The organism is Pseudomonas sp. GM21 (assembly GCF_000282215.1).
Taxonomy (GTDB): Bacteria; Pseudomonadota; Gammaproteobacteria; order Pseudomonadales; family Pseudomonadaceae; genus Aquipseudomonas.
The window spans coordinates 1-17,020 of sequence record NZ_AKJS01000079.1 but is presented as its reverse complement, the minus strand read 5'-3'; the positions used below and the strand labels follow the sequence as shown (position 1 = coordinate 17,020).

At 59.3% G+C, this 17,020-nt stretch carries 21 protein-coding genes and 1 pseudogene; 15 read left to right on the top strand and 7 right to left on the bottom strand.

What is annotated here, in order from left to right; all coding sequences use genetic code 11:
• Positions 1 to 105: 105 nt before the first annotated feature.
• Positions 106 to 522, bottom strand: a complete 417-nt coding sequence (locus tag PMI22_RS16860; RefSeq protein WP_007945407.1) for a GNAT family N-acetyltransferase — start codon at positions 520 to 522, stop codon at positions 106 to 108.
• A 338-nt stretch (positions 523 to 860) separates the two neighbouring features.
• Between PMI22_RS16860 and PMI22_RS16865 the strand changes: the two genes are divergently transcribed.
• The 4 genes from PMI22_RS16865 (at position 861) to PMI22_RS16880 (ending at position 4,413) form a co-directional block, all read left to right on the top strand.
• Complete coding sequence (locus PMI22_RS16865) at positions 861 to 1,802, top strand: fatty acid desaturase (RefSeq protein WP_007945404.1); 942 nt, start codon at positions 861 to 863, stop codon at positions 1,800 to 1,802.
• 158 nt (positions 1,803 to 1,960) lie between these two features.
• The gene (locus PMI22_RS16870) at positions 1,961 to 2,752 is read left to right on the top strand and encodes a phosphate/phosphite/phosphonate ABC transporter substrate-binding protein (RefSeq protein WP_007945403.1); all 792 of its coding nucleotides are present in this window, start codon (positions 1,961 to 1,963) and stop codon (positions 2,750 to 2,752) included.
• A gap of 117 nt (positions 2,753 to 2,869) precedes the next feature.
• Positions 2,870 to 3,403, top strand: a complete 534-nt coding sequence (locus PMI22_RS16875) for a sigma-70 family RNA polymerase sigma factor (RefSeq protein ID WP_007945401.1) — start codon at positions 2,870 to 2,872, stop codon at positions 3,401 to 3,403.
• Positions 3,400 to 4,413 (top strand): ABC transporter substrate-binding protein, encoded by a 1,014-nt coding sequence (locus PMI22_RS16880; protein WP_007945400.1) that lies wholly within the window; start codon positions 3,400 to 3,402, stop codon positions 4,411 to 4,413. The genes PMI22_RS16875 and PMI22_RS16880 overlap by 4 nt, the downstream gene beginning before the upstream one ends.
• 30 nt (positions 4,414 to 4,443) lie before the next feature.
• Here PMI22_RS16880 and PMI22_RS16885 read toward each other — a convergent pair whose 3' ends face one another.
• From PMI22_RS16885 to PMI22_RS16890, 3 genes and pseudogenes are all read right to left on the bottom strand, one after another.
• The gene (locus PMI22_RS16885) at positions 4,444 to 5,076 is read right to left on the bottom strand and encodes a glutathione S-transferase family protein (protein ID WP_007945398.1); all 633 of its coding nucleotides are present in this window, start codon (positions 5,074 to 5,076) and stop codon (positions 4,444 to 4,446) included.
• Positions 5,077 to 5,134: 58 nt separating this feature from the next.
• Positions 5,135 to 5,209 (bottom strand): annotated as a pseudogene (locus PMI22_RS32480) (PACE efflux transporter); the annotation flags it as partial.
• Positions 5,210 to 5,217: 8 nt separating this feature from the next.
• A complete protein-coding gene (locus PMI22_RS16890) occupies positions 5,218 to 6,249 on the bottom strand; it encodes a LacI family DNA-binding transcriptional regulator (protein ID WP_007945397.1) in 1,032 nt (343 codons plus the stop codon).
• Positions 6,250 to 6,464: 215 nt separating this feature from the next.
• On the opposite strand from PMI22_RS16890, the gene PMI22_RS16895 reads away from it, so the two are divergent.
• Positions 6,465 to 6,998: a gluconokinase gene (locus PMI22_RS16895; protein WP_007945396.1), complete on the top strand. Its 534-nt coding sequence runs from the start codon at positions 6,465 to 6,467 to the stop codon at positions 6,996 to 6,998.
• An 82-nt stretch (positions 6,999 to 7,080) separates the two neighbouring features.
• Positions 7,081 to 8,433, top strand: a complete 1,353-nt coding sequence (locus tag PMI22_RS16900) for a GntP family permease (protein WP_007945395.1) — start codon at positions 7,081 to 7,083, stop codon at positions 8,431 to 8,433.
• A gap of 170 nt (positions 8,434 to 8,603) precedes the next feature.
• On the opposite strand, the gene alaC is transcribed toward PMI22_RS16900, so the two are convergent.
• Positions 8,604 to 9,821 (bottom strand): alanine transaminase, encoded by a 1,218-nt coding sequence (alaC, locus tag PMI22_RS16905; RefSeq protein ID WP_007945394.1) that lies wholly within the window; start codon positions 9,819 to 9,821, stop codon positions 8,604 to 8,606.
• Positions 9,822 to 9,960: 139 nt separating this feature from the next.
• Between alaC and PMI22_RS16910 the strand changes: the two genes are divergently transcribed.
• The 5 genes from PMI22_RS16910 to PMI22_RS16930 all read left to right on the top strand — a co-directional run bounded on the left by PMI22_RS16910 (position 9,961) and on the right by PMI22_RS16930 (position 12,459).
• Positions 9,961 to 10,623, top strand: a complete 663-nt coding sequence (locus PMI22_RS16910; protein WP_007945393.1) for a LysE family translocator — start codon at positions 9,961 to 9,963, stop codon at positions 10,621 to 10,623.
• A gap of 66 nt (positions 10,624 to 10,689) precedes the next feature.
• Complete coding sequence (locus PMI22_RS16915) at positions 10,690 to 11,175, top strand: GyrI-like domain-containing protein (RefSeq protein ID WP_007945392.1); 486 nt, start codon at positions 10,690 to 10,692, stop codon at positions 11,173 to 11,175.
• Positions 11,176 to 11,272: 97 nt separating this feature from the next.
• A complete protein-coding gene (locus PMI22_RS16920) occupies positions 11,273 to 11,761 on the top strand; it encodes a GNAT family N-acetyltransferase (protein ID WP_007945391.1) in 489 nt (162 codons plus the stop codon).
• Positions 11,762 to 11,858: 97 nt separating this feature from the next.
• Positions 11,859 to 12,125, top strand: a complete 267-nt coding sequence (locus PMI22_RS16925) for a hypothetical protein (protein WP_007945390.1) — start codon at positions 11,859 to 11,861, stop codon at positions 12,123 to 12,125.
• Complete coding sequence (locus PMI22_RS16930) at positions 12,118 to 12,459, top strand: hypothetical protein (protein ID WP_007945389.1); 342 nt, start codon at positions 12,118 to 12,120, stop codon at positions 12,457 to 12,459. The genes PMI22_RS16925 and PMI22_RS16930 overlap by 8 nt, the downstream gene beginning before the upstream one ends.
• Before the next feature lie 28 nt (positions 12,460 to 12,487).
• On the opposite strand, the gene PMI22_RS16935 is transcribed toward PMI22_RS16930, so the two are convergent.
• A complete protein-coding gene (locus tag PMI22_RS16935; protein ID WP_007945388.1) occupies positions 12,488 to 12,973 on the bottom strand; it encodes a GNAT family N-acetyltransferase in 486 nt (161 codons plus the stop codon).
• Between the two features lie 143 nt (positions 12,974 to 13,116).
• Here PMI22_RS16935 and PMI22_RS16940 point away from each other — a divergent pair, with 143 nt between their 5' ends.
• The 3 genes from PMI22_RS16940 (at position 13,117) to PMI22_RS16950 (ending at position 15,318) form a co-directional block, all read left to right on the top strand.
• Positions 13,117 to 13,542 carry a YybH family protein gene (locus PMI22_RS16940; protein WP_007945387.1) on the top strand — a complete coding sequence of 142 codons (426 nt, stop codon included), beginning with the start codon at positions 13,117 to 13,119 and terminating at the stop codon, positions 13,540 to 13,542.
• Positions 13,543 to 13,622: 80 nt separating this feature from the next.
• On the top strand, positions 13,623 to 13,967 hold the full coding sequence (locus PMI22_RS16945; protein ID WP_007945386.1) for a YciI family protein: 345 nt from the start codon (positions 13,623 to 13,625) through the stop codon (positions 13,965 to 13,967).
• Between the two features lie 115 nt (positions 13,968 to 14,082).
• On the top strand, positions 14,083 to 15,318 hold the full coding sequence (locus PMI22_RS16950) for an RNA polymerase sigma factor (protein ID WP_007945384.1): 1,236 nt from the start codon (positions 14,083 to 14,085) through the stop codon (positions 15,316 to 15,318).
• A 115-nt stretch (positions 15,319 to 15,433) separates the two neighbouring features.
• Here PMI22_RS16950 and PMI22_RS16955 read toward each other — a convergent pair whose 3' ends face one another.
• Positions 15,434 to 16,288, bottom strand: coding sequence for a LysR family transcriptional regulator (locus PMI22_RS16955; protein ID WP_007945383.1), 855 nt, complete (start codon positions 16,286 to 16,288; stop codon positions 15,434 to 15,436).
• Positions 16,289 to 16,378: 90 nt separating this feature from the next.
• Here PMI22_RS16955 and PMI22_RS16960 point away from each other — a divergent pair, with 90 nt between their 5' ends.
• The gene (locus PMI22_RS16960) at positions 16,379 to 16,834 is read left to right on the top strand and encodes a multidrug/biocide efflux PACE transporter (protein ID WP_007945382.1); all 456 of its coding nucleotides are present in this window, start codon (positions 16,379 to 16,381) and stop codon (positions 16,832 to 16,834) included.
• Positions 16,835 to 17,020: the final 186 nt, after the last annotated feature.

The window sequence follows — 17,020 nt, the reverse complement described above, 5'->3', positions numbered from 1 at the left end:
AGCCTGCTCGCGATAGCGGTGTGTCAGTCAGCAAAGTTGTGTCTGACACACCGCTATCGCGAGCAGGCTCGCTCCCACAGGGGATCTTTACAGGTCTTGAGGGCGTTACTGGCCCGGCTCCAACCCCATCGCAATCATCGGCTTGCTACGCGCATAGCGGCTCAAGCGTTCGACCATGGCGTAAGGCATCTGCGGATCGAAGGCGAAGCCGCGCCGTTCATAAAAACCACGTAAATCCGGATGGCAAAACAACCACACCGGTAGGTCGAGGTCCTTGACTGCCGCCGCGATCAACGCGCCAGCCACCCCTTGTTCACGACAGGCCGGATCGACAAACAACCCCGTCAGCCAATGCCCGCCCGCCACCGGCCGCAAACACAGCGCTGCCACAATCTCATCGCGCCGCGCGACCCATAACCGAGCGTCGCGCACGGCCTTCATCGGCGATTGGTGAGCGCGATAAAATTTGTTCATCAATGGCCATAACGGCTCGTCGAGCAAGGTGTACCGGGTGTCGGGCATGGGTCTGGACTGTCAGTGTGCAAAGCGGGCGATTATAAAAGAACGCGCGCGCGGGGATAGGTGTATACCTGATCTCACATCCCGTGTGAGTGGAGTACGCATCATGTCCAAAGGTATGGATTCGAAGAAAGCAGCGAAGAAAAAGCCGGCGAAAACCGCCATCGAAAAGCGCGCGGACAAGAAGGCCAAGAAGGTGGATGTGTTCGGTCATTGATCCCGCGCCAAGGGAGCCCGGCAATCGGGCTCCTGCTGCACGTCTAACGATATAAGCAAATCATCTGCAAGATTTTCCAGGGCTATTGCACAGAAGGGAACTGGTTCCCGATCTGAGCAACGCCATGCCCCATTACTTTGATAGCGCCCACCAAGAAGACATCGAAACCCTGCGTCAACGCCTGACTGCCCGCACCGAATGGCCGACCTGGTTGTTGTTGATCGGCGTTTACGGAGGCTGGTTCAGCCTGGTCCTGGCGAGTGACCGATTGGGGCTGTGGTGGAGCACGGTGTTGCTGATTCCCTTGTTGGTGCTGTGGTTGTCGGTACAACACGAATTGTTGCACGGCCATCCGACCCGCTGGACATGGCTTAACAAAGTCCTTGGCTATGCACCGTTCGCTGTCTGGTATCCCTACACCCTGTATCGCGACAGCCATCTGTTGCATCACCGCGACGAAGACCTGACCCTTCCCGGTCGCGACCCGGAAAGCCGCTACCTGAGCGCCGACCAGTGGCAGGGCCGTTCGCTGTTCGAGCAGGGCCTGCACTGGTTGAACAAAACGGTCCTGGGTCGTTTTGTTCTCGGCGCACCGCTGGCGTTGCTGGCGCTGGCCCGGGAAGAAGGGCTGCGATTGAAAGCCGGCCAGCGACAGGCGTGGCTGATGTGGCTGCCCCATGGCGCACTGACCTTGCTGATGCTGACATTTATCGCCCGCTACAGTGTGCTGCCGGTAGGGCATTACCTGTTGCTGATCAGCGTGCCGGCGCTGTCGATTGCGATGATTCGCTCCTACTATGAACATCGTCCCCACGCTTCTCCCGAGCAACGTACCGTGATCAACGAAGCGGCCTGGCCGTGGCGCTGGCTGTTCCTGAACCTCAACTTTCACCTCGTGCATCATGATTTGCCGGGGCTGGCCTGGTACGACTTGCCGCGTGCTTACCAGGCGCGTCGCGAGCAATGGATTGCGCGCAGTGGCGGATTTCTGGTGCGGGGGTATGGCCAGTTGTGGCGTGAGCACGGGATCAAAGCCATCGACAGCCCGCAGCATCCGTTTCACTGATTTTTTTGGATCACCCCCCAATCCCCTGTGGGAGCGAGCCTGCTCGCGATGGCGGCCTGGCATTCAACATCAATGTCGACTGATACGCCCTCATCGTCGGAACGCCGCCCGGAGCAAGCTCGCTCCCACAGGGGAATTAGTTGTCTGGAAGATACTTGATGACCCAACACCTTGCCGAACTGCTGATGTACGTCGACCCAGAGCCGATCCGTCACGCCAACGAGCGCTGGCTGACGCGCATTCTTGAACGGCTCGGCAGCAGTCGCTTTGATGCCACAGAGCTGTCACTGACGGACCTCTGGCTGTCCCCGCAACTGCTGCTGACCCAAACCTGCGGTTACCCGCTGATGACGGCATTGCGCGGTCAGGTCCGGGTGATCGGGCGGCCTCGTTATGAACTGCCTGACAGCAGCGGTGGTAGCCATTGCAGCCTGCTGTTGAGTCGCGCCGATGATCCCAGGCAGACCTTGCCCGACTTTCGCGACAGCCGTGGCGTGATCAATGACGAAGATTCCAACAGCGGCATGAACCTGCTGCGCCATCGACTTGCGCCGCTGCACCGCGACGGACAGTTCTTTGCCAGTGTCGCCATCAGCGGCAGCCACCGCGAAAGCCTGCGCTGGCTGCGTGAAGATCAAGCGGATCTGGCGGCTATCGACAGCGTGACCTTTGCTTATCTGGCGCACCATGCCCGCGAAGAAGTCGCCGGCCTGCGCGTCGTTGCCCGCAGCGCGCTCAGTCCGACTTTGCCGTACATCTCAGCCGCCGGGACTTCGGTTGAACAGGCTGAGCACCTGCGGCAGGTGATGAATCAGACGTTGAGCGAACTCCCAAAAGTCGCGCAAATCCTCGGAATAAAAGAGGTGCTGCCTGCCCGCGAAATCGACTATCAGCTCGTCCTCGACTACGAACAAGAAGCGCAAGTCCTGGGATACGGCCGTCTACGTTGAAATTTCCAGATCGAATATAAAAATGCTTTTTAAATATTATTAAAGAATAAGGCTCCTTGTTAGGATCGCGCCACCGGATCACCGGACATTCAGCGACCCCTAACCCTTGGAGCCTCTATGTCCGGCGCCGACCTGTCCCATCGCAACCACGTGGGCGGATTGTTCCGCGCCCATTACCCCTGGCTTTGCGCGAGCTTGCGTCGACATCTCGGCGCCGGCGCACCTGTCGAGGACATTGCCGCCGACACCTTCGTGCAATTGCTCGACTGCCCGAACCTGACACCCATTCGTGAGCCGCGCGCGTTGCTCACCACCATCGCCCGTCGGCGGGTTTATGAACTCTGGCGCCGCGATAGTCTGGAGCGTCAGCACCTCGAACGCTTACAACTGGCGGACCTGCCTGGTGCGCCATCACCTGAAGAATTGCTGCAGTTCTCGCAAACTCTGAACCTTCTGGACCGCACCCTTGAACGCCTGCCGGGCAAGGTCCGGGCGACCTTCCTGCTGTCGCGCGTCGACGGCCTGACCTACCCGCAAATTGCCGCCGAACTGGGCATCTCCCAGCGTTCGGTCAGCGTTTACATGACCCGCTCCCACGCGCTGTGCGCCCAACACAGCGCCAGCCAACTCTTGACCCGGAGGTCCGCATGAGATCGATCAAAACCCTGCTAGGCAGTTCGCTGCTGGCGCTCAGCCTGGTGGCCAGCCAGGTTCCGGCGGCGGAAAAAGTCGCCCCCATTCACTTCGGCGACATCACGTGGGAGAGCGGTAGCCTGATCACCGAAATCCTGCGACTGATTGTCGAAAAGGGCTATGGCTACCCGACCGATACGTTGCCGGGTAGCACCGTCAGCCTCGAAGCAGCACTGGCCAAAAACGACATTCAGGTGATCGGCGAAGAGTGGGCCGGGCGCAGTCCGGCGTGGGTCAAGGCGTCTGCCGAGGGCAAGGTGTTCGGTTTGGGCGACACGGTCAAAGGCGCCACCGAAGGGTGGTGGGTGCCGGAATACGTGATCAAGGGCGACCCGGAACGAGGTATCAAACCGCTGGCACCGGAGTTGAAGTCCGTCGCTGATCTGGCGAAGTACAAGGACGTGTTTCGCGACCCGGAAGACCCGAGCCGTGGCCGCTTCCTCAACAGCCCGACCGGCTGGACGTCGGAGATCGTCAACAGTCAGAAACTCAAGGCTTACGATTTGACCGCCAGCTACGTCAATTTCCGCACCGGCTCCGGCGCGGCACTGGATGCCGAGGTCGCCTCATCGATCCGCCGTGGCAAACCGGTGCTGTTCTATTACTGGTCGCCGACGCCGCTGCTGGGTCGTTTCAAACTGGTGAAGCTGGAAGAGCCGCCGTTCGACGCGCAAGCCTGGAAAACCCTGGCCGATGCGAATAACCCGAACCCCAAGGGCACGCGCTCGATGCCGGCCAGCCTGGCCATTGGCGTGTCGGCACCGTTCAAGGCGCAGTACCCGGACCTGGTGGCGTTCTTTGAAAAGGTCGACTTACCGATCGATCTGCTGAACCGGACGTTGGGGCAGATGAGCGAAAAACGTCTGCCACCGCGTGAGGTGGCTCAGGCGTTTCTGCGGGAGCAGCCGCAAGTGTGGAAGGCTTGGGTACCGGGGGAGGTGGCCAGCAAGGTGAGTGCAAGCTTGTAGTGTGTCGGCGGCGGTTTAACCGCCGCGCACTCATGCCAGGCCGTTACAGCCGTGTTTCAGGAAGCCCGGGCGTTGTGCCAGCCGTTGGAAATACTCGTCGATGGCGGGGAAGTCCGGCCGCTCCATGGGTGTCATAAGCCAGCGGTTGACGGACAACCCGACGACAATGTCGGCGAGGGTGAAATGAGCCCCGGCGACATAGGCTTTGGTGGTCGCGAGTTGATGTTCGAGGATGGCCATTTTCTGGTTCCAGCCGCGTATTCCGACAGCAATCCGATGTTCGTCCTGAAACTCCGGGTCCTTGCGCACCAATGCGGTAAACGCGTAGCTCCAGGAGGGATTGAGTTCGGTGGCTTGCCAATCCATCCATTGTTCGACCCGTGCACGCGCTACCGGTTCGTGCGGCAGCAGCTCAGTGTTCTGGTGTTTGCCGGCCAGGTAGCGGCAGATGGTATTGGACTCCCACAACACGCCGGCGTCATCAATGATCACTGGCACCTGCGCATTGGGGTTGAGCCTGAGAAACTCCGGCGTGTGGGTGGACGCATAACCGCTGCCCCAGTCCTCGCGCTCGTAGGGAACGTCCAGTTCCTCACAGGTCCACAGGACCTTTCTGACGTTGATGGACGACGCTTTACCGAGAATTTTCAGTGCATGGGTCATTGAGCTACTCCGTTAGCGATTCGACGCTTCAGGAATCTAACAGACTTTCAGCGTTATCAAGCTGGATGAGGAACACTATCAAGGTTAGTTGAAAACCCACGGCATGGGCGATGCGCTGCTTGACGGTGCGGGAAGGAGCACTCAGGTGCTTTCCCGGATTTTCAACTCAAACCCCATGTCCTGAACCGGTTTGGCCACTGAGTTGCCGGCCAGCAACGTCAACATCAACTCCGCCGACCGCCGGCCAATCGCCTCGCGCGGGGTGCTGATGCTGCTCAGGCGCGGCACCATGTGGGCCGAGGCCGGCAGGTCGTTGAAGCCGAGGATGGCGACTTGTCCCGGGATCTTTATCCCGCAGCGCATGGCTTCGAGCAGCGCACCCTGGGCCAGGTCGTCGTTGCCGAAAAAGATCGCATCGACATCGGGGTGACTGGCAAGCAGCTGCACAAACAACTCACCGCCCAGTCCGACGGAGGAGGCACGTGGGGTCAGCACTTCAAGGTCCGGGTCATACAAACCGGCCTTTTGCAGGGCTTTGCGGAACCCTTCGCCACGCAGCAACGTGCGCTGGTCCAGTTGCGCGCCGATGTAGGCCAGGCGCTTGCGACCGCGTGACAGTAAATGTTCGGCCGCTGTTTCGCCGGCGGCCAATTGCGAGAAACCCACGCAATTCACACCTGCCGCGCTGTCCAGTTCCATCATGTACACACAGGGGATGTTGCTGGCTTCGATCATCCGCCGCGAGCTTTCCGTGCGGTCGAAACCGGTCAGCAGCAAACCCCTAGGCTGATACGCCATGTAGTTACGCAGCAGGTTTTCTTCTTCATCGCGTGAGTAGTGGAAGTTGCCGATCAGCACTTCGAAGCCCTTGGGGCGAAGCACCTGATGAATGGCTTCCAGCGTATCGATGAACAACAAGTTGGACAGCGATGGCACCAGCACCACTACTGAATGGCTCTGCGCCGAGGCCAACGCGCGGGCGGCGGGGTTGACCACATAGTTGAGTTCGAGCGCGGCTTTCTGGACTTTTTCCACTAGTTCCGTGGCCACGGTACTGACACCGCGCAGGGCGCGAGAGGCGGTGATCGGGCTGACACCGGCCAGGCGTGCAACTTCGTTCAACGTCGGGCGGCCAGTGGTGCGTGTATTTTTATCGTTTTTAGAAGAGGTCATCGGGCGGCTTGCCAAACAAAATTCAAGGCACTAAGGTAGCGCTGTCCCGAAGCAGCTGCAAATGTGTAAGCGAGTTTTGCCTGAACCTCGCTTTTCGGCATTGGGAGCGAACATGCTGCAACCCACAAAAATGACAAGAAGGCGTCGGCAACTTCTACTTTTGATCGAGTGTCATAGCTGGCAAAGGTAGCGCTGTCTGCGCGCTGAGGTGTTACATGAATAATCCCATCACCGCCCTGGTCATCATGGGCGTTGCCGGTTGCGGCAAGACATGCGTCAGCGAGGCCTTGTGCCAGCTCAGCGGCGCCACTGCCATTGAAGGCGATTCTTTTCACCCTGCCGCCAATATCGAAAAGATGAGCGCGGGTATCCCTCTGAACGACCAAGACCGTGCCGGCTGGCTCGACAGCCTGTGCGACGAATTGCGCCGCATCGACGCCAAGGGCGAACGCCCGGTGCTGACCTGCTCGGCCCTCAAACACAGCTATCGCGAAGTGTTGCGCAGCGCCTTGCCGGGCCTGGGTTTCGTTTTCCTTGAACTGACTCCCGAAGTCGCCGCCGAGCGTGTGTCGCATCGGCCGGGGCACTTTATGCCTTCGACCCTGATCGACAGCCAGTTCGCCACACTCGAATCCCCTGTTGGCGAGCCGTTGACCCTGGCGCTGGATGCCTCGACCTTCAGCGTCGAGCAACTGGCAGCACGGGCGCATATCTGGTGGCAGGCTCACGGCCTCAAACACGCGGGATGAATTTTCCCGAAAAAGACAGCGCTGTCCTGATGGCTTTCGAATTACCCGCTTTAATAACAACAACAACCAGGAGACACCCCTAATGTTTGGCATGTCCCACGAGACGTTCCTGCTGCTCGATGCAGTGGTCACGGTGATCGGGCTTATCGTTCTGATCACCAAGTTCAAGTTCCACCCGTTTATAGCCCTGATCATTGCGGCAGCCTTTCTCGGGCTGACCTCCGGCATGCCAGTCGGCACCATCATCAAGGCGTTCCAGGACGGCTTCGGTGGGGTGCTCGGTTTTGTCGGGATCATCCTGGCGCTGGGCACCATGCTCGGCAAAATGATGGCCGAGTCGGGTGGGGCGGACCAGATTGCCCAGACCCTGATTCGCGCGTTCGGTAAAGATAAAGTGCAGTGGGCGATGATGTTCGCGGCCTTCCTGGTCGGCATCCCGCTGTTCTTCGAAATCGGCTTTGTACTGCTGATTCCGCTGGTGTTCATCGTGGCGCGCCGCACCGGCGTGTCGATCATCAAGATCGGTATCCCGCTGCTGGCCGGTTTGTCTGCCGTGCACGGTCTGGTTCCGCCGCACCCGGGTCCGTTGCTGGCCATCGGCATCTTCGGTGCCGACATCGGTAAAACCATTCTGTATGGGCTGATTGTTGCGCTGCCAACGGCCATTATTGCCGGTCCGATCTTCGGTACGTTCATTGCCAAGTACATCCCCGGTCACCCTAATCAGGAACTGGTGGATCAACTGGCGCACGAGCCTGAAACGGCAACCCTGCCAAGCTTCAATATCACGCTGATCACTGTGCTGCTGCCGGTGCTCCTGATGTTGCTCAAGACCTTTGCCGACGTGGTGCTGCCTGAAGGCAATTTTGTACGCGCCTTCATGGACCTGATCGGTCACCCGATCGCAGCGCTGCTGTTGGCGCTGTTGCTGTCGCTGTACACCTTCGGTCACCGTCAGGGCGTTGATTCGAAAACCATTCTGAAATGGCTCGATGCGAGCCTTGCGCCGACTGCCGCGATCATTCTGATCATTGGTGCCGGTGGTGGCTTCAAGCAGATGCTGGTGACCAGCGGTGTGGGTGACGTGATCGGCCACATGGCGGTGAACGCACAGATCTCGCCGATTCTGTTGGCGTGGCTGGTGGCGGCGGTGATTCGCGTGGCAACCGGTTCGGCCACCGTGGCGACCATTACCGGCGCGGGCATTGTGGTGCCAGTGGTTGGGATGATTCCAGGCGTGAACCGTGAACTGCTGGTGTTGGCCACCGGTGCCGGTTCGTTGGTCCTGTCTCACGTCAACGACGCGGGTTTCTGGCTGGTGAAGCAGTACTTCAACATGACCGTGGCGGAAACCTTCAAGACCTGGACCGCGATGGAAACCATCCTGTCCGTGGTTGCGCTGGGCTTTATTCTGCTGCTGTCGATGTTCGTTTAAGCAACACCACCACACTGATCGTTCCCACGCTCTGCGTGGGAATGTATCCCGTGACGCTCCGCGTTACAGTGGACGCAGAGCGTCCATGGCGGCATTCCCACGCAGAGCGTGGGAACGATCAGGCACAAAAAAACCGCATTGCTGCGGTTTTTTTGTGACTGCTTAATAACTCAGGTATTGGTTTTGGCGACCAACCCATCCGCCCTGAACATTCCGCGAATCCCGCGCACGGCCTGACGAATCCGGTCCTGGTTTTCAATCAGCGCGAAGCGCACATGATCATCCCCGTACTCACCAAAGCCCACGCCCGGCGAGACGCAGACCTTGGCCTCGGCCAGCAGTTTCTTGGCGAACTCCAGTGAGCCCAGGTGCGCATAAGCCTCGGGGATCTTGGCCCAGACGTACATCGACGCCTTCGGATTTTCGACCATCCAGCCCAGTTCATGCAGGCCTTTGACCAGCACGTTGCGCCGCTGCCGATACTGCTCGGCGATGTCCTTGACGCATTGCTGATCGCCTTCCAGTGCCGCAATCGCCGCGACCTGCAGCGGGGTGAAGGTGCCGTAGTCGTGGTAACTCTTGATCCGCGCCAGGGCGTTGACCAGTTCCGGGTTGCCGACCATGAAGCCGATCCGCCAGCCCGCCATGTTGTAACTCTTGGACAGGGTGAAAAACTCCACCGCAATGTCCTTGGCCCCCGGCACCTGCATGATCGACGGGGCTTTCCAGCCGTCGTAGACGATGTCGGCGTAAGCCAGATCGTGCACCACCAGTACGTCGTACTGTTTGGCGAGGGCGATCACGCGCTCGAAGAAATCCAGCTCCACGCACTGCGCGGTGGGGTTGGACGGGAAGCCGAGAATCATCATTTTCGGTTTCGGGATCGAGCCGCGAATCGCCCGTTCCAGTTCGGCGAAGAAATCCACCCCCGGAATCAGCGGCACCGAACGCACCTGGGCGCCGGCAATCACGGCACCGTAGATGTGAATCGGATAACTCGGGTTTGGCACCAGCACGGTGTCGCCTTGATCCAAAGTGGCCAGCATCAAGTGCGCCAGGCCTTCCTTGGAACCGATGGTGACAATGGCTTCGGTTTCCGGGTCGATGTCGACCTCGTAGCGATCCTTGTACCAATTGGAAATCGCCCGGCGCAGACGCGGAATACCTTTGGAGGTCGAGTAGCCGTGGGTGTCTTCGCGCTGAGCGACGGTCACCAGTTTTTCGACGATGTGCGGCGGGGTCGGGCCGTCAGGGTTGCCCATGCTCAAGTCGATGATGTCTTCGCCACGACGACGGGCGGCCATCTTCAGCTCGGCAGTGATATTGAAAACGTAAGGGGGGAGTCGATCTATGCGCGCAAAGCGGCGCGGCGAACCTTGTTCGGCCATTGTTGCCTCGGATAACGTAAGCGCCCGGAACCGTCCGAGCGACGTTGGCCACTGCGGTGGCCTGTTGCGGAATGTAAGGGCAGTCGTGGCAAACTGTCCAGCCAGTGTGTAAATAATTTTTTCCGAAGGAAATCGGGTGATGGAATTTAGCAGCGGCTTCTTGCTGAGCCTTTCGTTGTGCCTGGATATCGGCGTGGCCAATATCGCGATGATCACCCTGGCCATGCAACGCGGCTATTTCCAAGGCTTTGCGCTGGGATTGGGCACCTGTGTCGGCGACCTGATCTATGCGGTGCTGGCGCTGGCGGGCATGACCGTTTTGCTGCAATACGAAACCGTACGTTGGGTCCTGTGGATTGGCGGTTCGGCGTTACTGGTGTATTTCGCGGCGAAGATGATCTATTCGGCGATTCACCACGAAGCGGTATTGGCGCAAGCCGACGAGGTGGGGCAGAACTCCCATCGCAAGGAGTTTTTCCGCGGGATTTTCCTGGCCATGTCCTCGCCCAGCGCCATTTTGTGGTTCGCGGCGGTGGGCGGCACGTTGATCGCCCGTTCTGGCGGCGGGGGTGCCCTCAGTTCGGCGCTGTTTCTCGGTGGATTCCTCTGCGCCGGTCTGCTCTGGAGCGCGGGTTTGTGCTTTGCCGCGAGCCACGGCGGCAAGTTGCTCGGCGACAAACTGCTGCGTTATTCCTATATGGCATCGGCGGCGATCTTCTGCTATTTCGCGGTCTACGTGATTCTATCGGGTTACAACGAGTTTGTTGGCGCAGCGGCCGTCGAACAGTTGCACGCGCTGTAGCTAGGCGAATCGGGTTTGGCTTCTATACTTCCAGCCGAACCCATTTTTAAGCTCAGGAGTTGAGTCATGGATGAGCAAACAGGCGTAAAACCGGACGAGCCACGCTTCGAACACGGGCACTTCTTGCTCATTGCAGGGTTTGGTGGCCGATTTACTGCGCAGACGACCAAGGCGATCCCCGACCTTTGGGAGAAATTCATTCCTGAGATTGGCAAGATTCCCGGGCAAAAAGGCGAAGTCACCTACGGCATCTGCTGCAATCCGGATGGCAAAGGCGGGTTTGAATACATCGCCGGTGTCGAGATCGACAAACTCGACGACTTGCCAGAGAAGTACCGTTGGGTCGAGGTTCAACCTCAGCGTTACGCAGTATTCGAGCACAAGGGATCGCTGGACCAGCTGCCCGCAACCTTTCAATACATCTGGAAAACCTGGCTGCCGCAGTCCGGTAAAGAGGCGGCGGACGCCCCGGAATTCGAACGCTACAGCGAAGACTTCAACCCGAAGCTCAACACCGGCAAGCTGGAAATCTGGCTGCCGATCAAAGGCTGAACACCTGCATCGGGAGACGGCTCGATGATTCGTCTCTCGATGTCGTGTGGAGGCTGATTTATGATCCTCGGCCTATTCCATCTGATTGCGACCTGCCATGAACACCGTCATCCGTCACGTCACGCCTGCTGACCTGGACCGCTGCTACGTCATCGAAACCGTTGCCTATGAAGGCGACGAAGCCGCCACCCGGGAAAAAATCGCCACCCGCATCGCCACGTGGCCCGAGGGTTTCATCGTGGCTGAAGTTGACGGCGTGGTAGCCGGTTTCATCAACTCCGGTGCGGCGTTTCAGGTGGAAATGTCGGACGAAGCGTTCAAGGAACTGATCGGCCACGACCCGGCGGGCCCACACGTGGTGATCATGTCGGTGGTGGTGCACCCGGACTATCAGGGGCAGGGGCTGGCGAAGCGATTGATGGGCGAGTTTATAGAGCGCATGCGTGCATCGGGCAAGGTCAGCATTCACCTGATGTGCAAGGAGCGGCATATCCCGTTGTACGCCGGGTTTGGCTTTGCCTACATCAAGCCGTCGGCCTCGGACCATGGCGGGATGGCGTGGCATGAGATGGTGTTGGATTTGTGATGGGGTAAATGATTGCTTGAGATAAGTTTTTTTATAGCCTAAATTCAGACCGTGTTGTATTGGCCAGCCTGCACGGTTGGCGACAGAGGAATGAGTGATGCGAGTTGAAACCATCAGCTTTGTAAAAAAGAATGCGGCAGCGCTGGATCTCTCCGAACCCATGCTTGTCACGCAAAATGGTGTACCGGCTTATGTGATTGAATCCTATGAGGAGCGTAAGCGTCGTGACGAGGCCATTGCGCTGATCAAGCTGCTCTCGTTTGCCTCCCGCGACAAAGAGCAGGGCAAGCTGATTTCCGGCGACACACTCTTGGCCAGACTGGCCCAGCGACGTCAATTAATGCAAGACGATAACGATGCCTGAAAACTACAGGGTAGAGTTCGCGACGGCAGCGGAGCATGGAGTTGTTTCACTTGAGCACTATCTGACGCAACAATGCGGTCGCAAAAAAGCGGCAGAGATGGTCGATCAGCTGGTCATGCAAATCGTTACGGCGCTGGCCAGCCAGGCGCTTGTTTACGGTGTTTGTCAGGAGGCGGCGTCTTTGGGGGTTACCCATTTTCGTGAGTATCTGCCTTTGGGGCAGCGGGTTCTGTATGAGGTGTTCCCGAGCGAAAAGCTTGTGGTGGTCGCGTTGGTCATCGGCCAGCGCCAAAGTATCGAGAAGCAGCTGCTCGACTACTGTCTATTACTCTGACAGGCTGTTATCTACGCATCCTCACACCTCAAAAAACCAACCCCATCCGTCGCTCATAACCAATCCGCCCCTTATACGCTTCCCCCCTGTCGACCCAGCCGAACTTTGCATACAGCGCGATGGCCGGCTCGTTGTCCGCATCCACCGACAACTCCAGCCCCTTTATTTCCGGAAACGCCTGGCGCGCCACCTCGGGCAGCGCTTGCAGGCAGGCTTTGCCATAGCCTTTGCCTTGAGCGCGTTGATCGACTTGCAGCGCATGCAGGGTGGCGCTGTGTTCATCGGCCCAGGCCGGTAGCACGGGCGGGCGCTTGAGCAGCAGGAAGGCCACGGGAACGTCTTCGACCAGCAGCGTAAATCCTTTGACGCCGGGGCCGGGTTTGGACAAAAGGGAGTGCAACGCTCCGTGAATGTCGCCGCTGAATTTTATCTGTTCTTTGTGCACTTCGATGGCCTCGACCTGCTGGCGCTGGCGCACGTTCAGGCTTTCGTAAGGCACGAGTCGGGTTGTCACTGGAGTGTCCTTTTTCCAACACGAATGAGCCTCGGATTCTAGCGAGTTTGCGCCGCTGGATTATTTTTTATTTCGGCTGTCGATTTGGTTTTTTGCCGAACGACTAAGAGGTGTCTTCACAACAAAAACCACGGAGAACCCCCATGAGCGCTACAACCGAAATCCAGACCCTGATCGACACTTATCGTGACGCAGTCATCTCTAAGAATGTGGACAAAATCATGGCCCTGTATGCCGACGACATCGTCTCCTACGACGCGGTCAAGGCCTTGCAATTCCGGGGCAAGACCGCCTACCGCGCGCATTGGCTGGAGTGCATGGAGATGTGCCAGGGTCCGCATAAGTTCGACTTCGATCATATGAACATCGTGGCGGATGAGCACGTCGCTTTCGCCCATTGGCTGGCCCATTGCGGTGGCACCAACGAGCAGGGCGAAACCCAGGCCTGCTGGATGCGCGTGACCGCTTGCTACCGTCGCGATGCCGGGCAATGGCGCATTGTCCACGAACACTGGTCGGCCCCGTTCGACATGCAGAGCGGCGCGGCTCTGTTCGGTTTGCAGCCCTGATGGTCAGGCCGATTCGTCGGGAATTTCGCCAACGCCTCGATCTGCAGCCATAGTTGATTCGTTCGATTCAGGAGAGCCATATGAAATACCTATGCCTGGTCTACAGCAACGAGCACACCTTGCACTCGCTGCCCGAAAGCCCGAACGACGCCGAGTGCATGGCCTACGCCGAGTCGATCCAGAGTGGCGGCCGCATGCTCGCGGCCGAGGCGCTGGAGTCGGTGCAGACCGCCACCACGGTGCGCATGCGCAACGGCAAGATGTCGATCACCGACGGCCCGTTCGCCGAAACCAAGGAGCAATTGGCCGGCTTCTACCTGATCGATGCCAGGGACCTCAATGAAGCGCTCCAGGTCGCCGGGAATATTCCGGCGGCCCGGGTCGGCTGTGTCGAGGTGCGTCCCGTTCGACAGTTGAATGCTTGAATAACAATGATCAAAAAGGAGGCTGCATGAGCGCTGAAAGAACGGCTGCCGAATTCGAGTTATCCAGCAGTCGGTTGATCGAGGCAGCACGGATCAGCGAAGGCATGCCGACCTGATGCCTGTCGTCTCGGTGCAAGCCCGGGTCGAGCAGGTTTACCGCGAAGACTCGCGGCGGATTCTGGCGACGCTGATTCGTTTGCTTGGCGATTTCGACCTCGCGGAAGAGGCCCTGCACGAGGCCTTTTTCGTTGCCGTCGAACGCTGGCAGCGTGACGGCGTGCCCGCTAATCCGCGCACCTGGCTGGTGTCCACCGGGCGCTTCAAGGCGATTGATGTATTGCGTCGGCGTGCGCGATTTGCCGCGTCCCGGCCGCTGCTGATTGCGCAGGCCGAGGCGCTGGAGCAGGCCGACTGGAGTGAAGAAGACGTGGAAGACGATCGCCTGCGCCTGATCTTCACCTGCTGTCACCCGGCACTCGCAGCGGATGCCCAAGTACCGCTGACCTTGCGCGAAGTCTGCGACCTGACTACGGAAGAAATCGCCCGGGCGTTTCTCTCGGCTCCCGCTACCATCGCTCAGCGCATCGTGCGGGCGAAGGCGAAAATTCGTGATGCGAAAATCCCTTATCAAGTGCCGACACTGGCGGAATTGCCCGAGCGCCTCGACAGCGTGTTGCGGGTGATTTACCTGGTGTTCAACGAAGGATATTCGGCGTCCATCGGGGCTGAAGTGACGCGTGAGGATCTGACGCGCGAGGCGATTCGGCTGGGGCGGTTATTGATGGACTTGTTGCCGGAGTCGGAGGTGATAGGGCTGCTGGCGTTGATGCTGCTGCACGAGTCGCGACGCCTGGCCCGGACGTCGGCTGACGGTGAATTGATTGTGCTGGACGAGCAGGACCGTGCGTTGTGGGACGCCGGGATGATTGCCGAAGGCTGTGCGCTGGTGGAAGCGGCGCTGACCACCGGGCAGATCGGGCCGTATGGCCTGCAAGCGGCGATTGCGGCGGTGCATGCCGAAGCGCCCTCGGCGGCGGAAACGGACTGGCAGGAGATTGTCGGTTTGTATGACGTGTTGCTGGCGGCAGTGCCTTCGCCGGTGATCGAGTTGAATCGCGCGGCGGCGATCTCCCGCAGGGACGGGCCGTTAGCGGGGCTGACGTTGGTTGAGGCGATTTTGGATCGGGGTGAGTTGCAGGATTATCACTTGGCCCACTCGGCGCGGGCGGAGTTTTGTCGGCAGCTAGGGCGGGTGGGCGAGGCGCGGGCAGCGTATGAGCGGGCGCTGGAGCTGACGCAGCAAGTGCCGGAGCGGCGGTTTCTTGAAGCGAGGATCAAGGCTTTGGAGTGATGTGAGTTTGCGGACCTCATCGCGAGCAGGCTCGCTCCCACATTAGACCGCATCTGTCTGAACAACTCGGTCAATTGTGGGAGTGAGCCTGCTCGCGATAAGGGCCGAAGGACCTTTATTCCAACATCTTGCTCAGCAGCCAGCTCCCCGCCGGCCCCGGTGGATACTGGCGCGACCATAGCGCATCGACATACACCGGTTTCGGCCAGCCGCGCACTTGAAGTTCCTGCAACGAACCTTGGCCAAACCGCGCCACCAACCACCGCGGCAACGGCGCCCAGCCAAATCCGCCCTCGGCCATTTCCAGCAGCATCAAATAGCTCGGTGCCGACCAGACGCGTCCTTTTGCCCGACTTTCATACGGATTGACGATGGTTGCCAGACGCAGTTCACGGTGCTGTTGCAGCACGTCCTGATCGACATGAGCGAGCGCCGTCAATGGATGCGTGCGGGAGACGAACAGCGCGATTTCCGTGCGTTCGTCGACGGTCGAACTGACCAGATCCGGTGGATAGCTGTCTTGCATTTCAGCGAACGCCACCTGCGCCCGACCGCGTTGCACCAGCGAAATCAAGTCATCGCATTCGGCAATCAGGCATTCGAGTTCCAGGTCCGGATAGCGCTGTTCGAAAGCACTCAGTGCGGCTTCGAACCGGTCGGATTGATAGGTGTCGGAAATCGCCACCGTCAGTTTTGGCTCGACGCCTTGTGACAGCTGGCTGGCGGTGATTTCCAGCCGGCTGGTGGCGGCCAGAATTTCTTCAGCCCGTTGCAGCATCACATGCCCGGCCGGGGTCAGGCTCGGCTTGCGGCTGCTACGGTCGAACAGGACCAGGTTCAAATCGATTTCCAGGCTGGCCACCGCCGCGCTGATGGTCGATTGGCTACGCCCCAATTTGCGTGCCGCTGCGGAAAACGAACCTTGGGTCGCGGCCTCGACAAACGCCAGTAACACTTCGTGAGACGCCATGAACTATCGCCTTGATCGATGGTTATTGGTTATGAAGTATCGGTGTGGTGAGGGATCATGGCAACCACCGTCACTCAGAGGAGTCTGGCCATGAGCGTCAACAAATCCATCACTGAACGTATTTTCCAGGCCGTTGGCTTCGAACTGTTGGCCGTCCTGATCTGTACCCCGTTGCTGGCGTGGATCATGGACAAACCGATGCTCGACATGGGCGTCGTCACCATGGCAATCGCGGCGCTGGCCCTGGCCTGGAACGTGGTGTTCAACGGCCTGTTCGACCGCGTGCTCAAGCGCTACGAGATTGCTCGCACCGCGTGGGTCCGGATGGTCCATGCGTTGCTGTTTGAGGGTGGTCTGGTCGCGCTCGGTGTGCCACTGATTGCCTGGTGGCTGAAGATCAGCTTCTGGGAAGCATTCCTGCTCGATATTGGCGTGCTGCTGTTTTTCCTGCCGTACACCTACATCTACCACTGGGTATACGACGTGGTGCGGGAGCGGATGGTGACGCGCGGGGTTGGCGAACGGTGTGTGTCTAAAGCGGGGTAATGATCAGACTGTTTTTCATTGGAGGTGTCGCTGGCGAGGGTCTGGCTGGCAATCTCCGGAGGCACACCCCGTAAAACTGTGGGAGCGAGCCGGCTCCGGGCGGCGTTCCGACGATGGGGCCTGCACACTCAACATCATCGTTGACTGTCAGACCGCTATCGTCGGAACGCCGCCCGGAGCCGGCTC

Excerpts from the sequence above, each read along its gene's own strand:
- PMI22_RS16910 (WP_007945393.1), top strand. The coding sequence starts at position 9,961 with ATGGAATTTAGCAGCGGCTTCTTGCTGAGCCTTTCGTTGTGCCTGGAT.
- PMI22_RS16915 (WP_007945392.1), top strand. The coding sequence starts at position 10,690 with ATGGATGAGCAAACAGGCGTAAAACCGGACGAGCCACGCTTCGAACAC.
- alaC (WP_007945394.1), bottom strand. The coding sequence starts at position 9,821 with ATGGCCGAACAAGGTTCGCCGCGCCGCTTTGCGCGCATAGATCGACTC.
- PMI22_RS16955 (WP_007945383.1), bottom strand. The coding sequence starts at position 16,288 with ATGGCGTCTCACGAAGTGTTACTGGCGTTTGTCGAGGCCGCGACCCAA.
- PMI22_RS16870 (WP_007945403.1), top strand. The coding sequence starts at position 1,961 with ATGACCCAACACCTTGCCGAACTGCTGATGTACGTCGACCCAGAGCCG.
- PMI22_RS16880 (WP_007945400.1), top strand. The coding sequence starts at position 3,400 with ATGAGATCGATCAAAACCCTGCTAGGCAGTTCGCTGCTGGCGCTCAGC.
- PMI22_RS16895 (WP_007945396.1), top strand. The coding sequence starts at position 6,465 with ATGAATAATCCCATCACCGCCCTGGTCATCATGGGCGTTGCCGGTTGC.
- PMI22_RS16920 (WP_007945391.1), top strand. The coding sequence starts at position 11,273 with ATGAACACCGTCATCCGTCACGTCACGCCTGCTGACCTGGACCGCTGC.
- PMI22_RS16900 (WP_007945395.1), top strand. The coding sequence starts at position 7,081 with ATGTTTGGCATGTCCCACGAGACGTTCCTGCTGCTCGATGCAGTGGTC.
- PMI22_RS16890 (WP_007945397.1), bottom strand. The coding sequence starts at position 6,249 with ATGACCTCTTCTAAAAACGATAAAAATACACGCACCACTGGCCGCCCG.
- PMI22_RS16885 (WP_007945398.1), bottom strand. The coding sequence starts at position 5,076 with ATGACCCATGCACTGAAAATTCTCGGTAAAGCGTCGTCCATCAACGTC.
- PMI22_RS16860 (WP_007945407.1), bottom strand. The coding sequence starts at position 522 with ATGCCCGACACCCGGTACACCTTGCTCGACGAGCCGTTATGGCCATTG.
- PMI22_RS16925 (WP_007945390.1), top strand. The coding sequence starts at position 11,859 with ATGCGAGTTGAAACCATCAGCTTTGTAAAAAAGAATGCGGCAGCGCTG.
- PMI22_RS16950 (WP_007945384.1), top strand. The coding sequence starts at position 14,083 with ATGCCTGTCGTCTCGGTGCAAGCCCGGGTCGAGCAGGTTTACCGCGAA.
- PMI22_RS16960 (WP_007945382.1), top strand. The coding sequence starts at position 16,379 with ATGAGCGTCAACAAATCCATCACTGAACGTATTTTCCAGGCCGTTGGC.
- PMI22_RS16875 (WP_007945401.1), top strand. The coding sequence starts at position 2,870 with ATGTCCGGCGCCGACCTGTCCCATCGCAACCACGTGGGCGGATTGTTC.
- PMI22_RS16945 (WP_007945386.1), top strand. The coding sequence starts at position 13,623 with ATGAAATACCTATGCCTGGTCTACAGCAACGAGCACACCTTGCACTCG.
- PMI22_RS16940 (WP_007945387.1), top strand. The coding sequence starts at position 13,117 with ATGAGCGCTACAACCGAAATCCAGACCCTGATCGACACTTATCGTGAC.
- PMI22_RS16930 (WP_007945389.1), top strand. The coding sequence starts at position 12,118 with ATGCCTGAAAACTACAGGGTAGAGTTCGCGACGGCAGCGGAGCATGGA.
- PMI22_RS16865 (WP_007945404.1), top strand. The coding sequence starts at position 861 with ATGCCCCATTACTTTGATAGCGCCCACCAAGAAGACATCGAAACCCTG.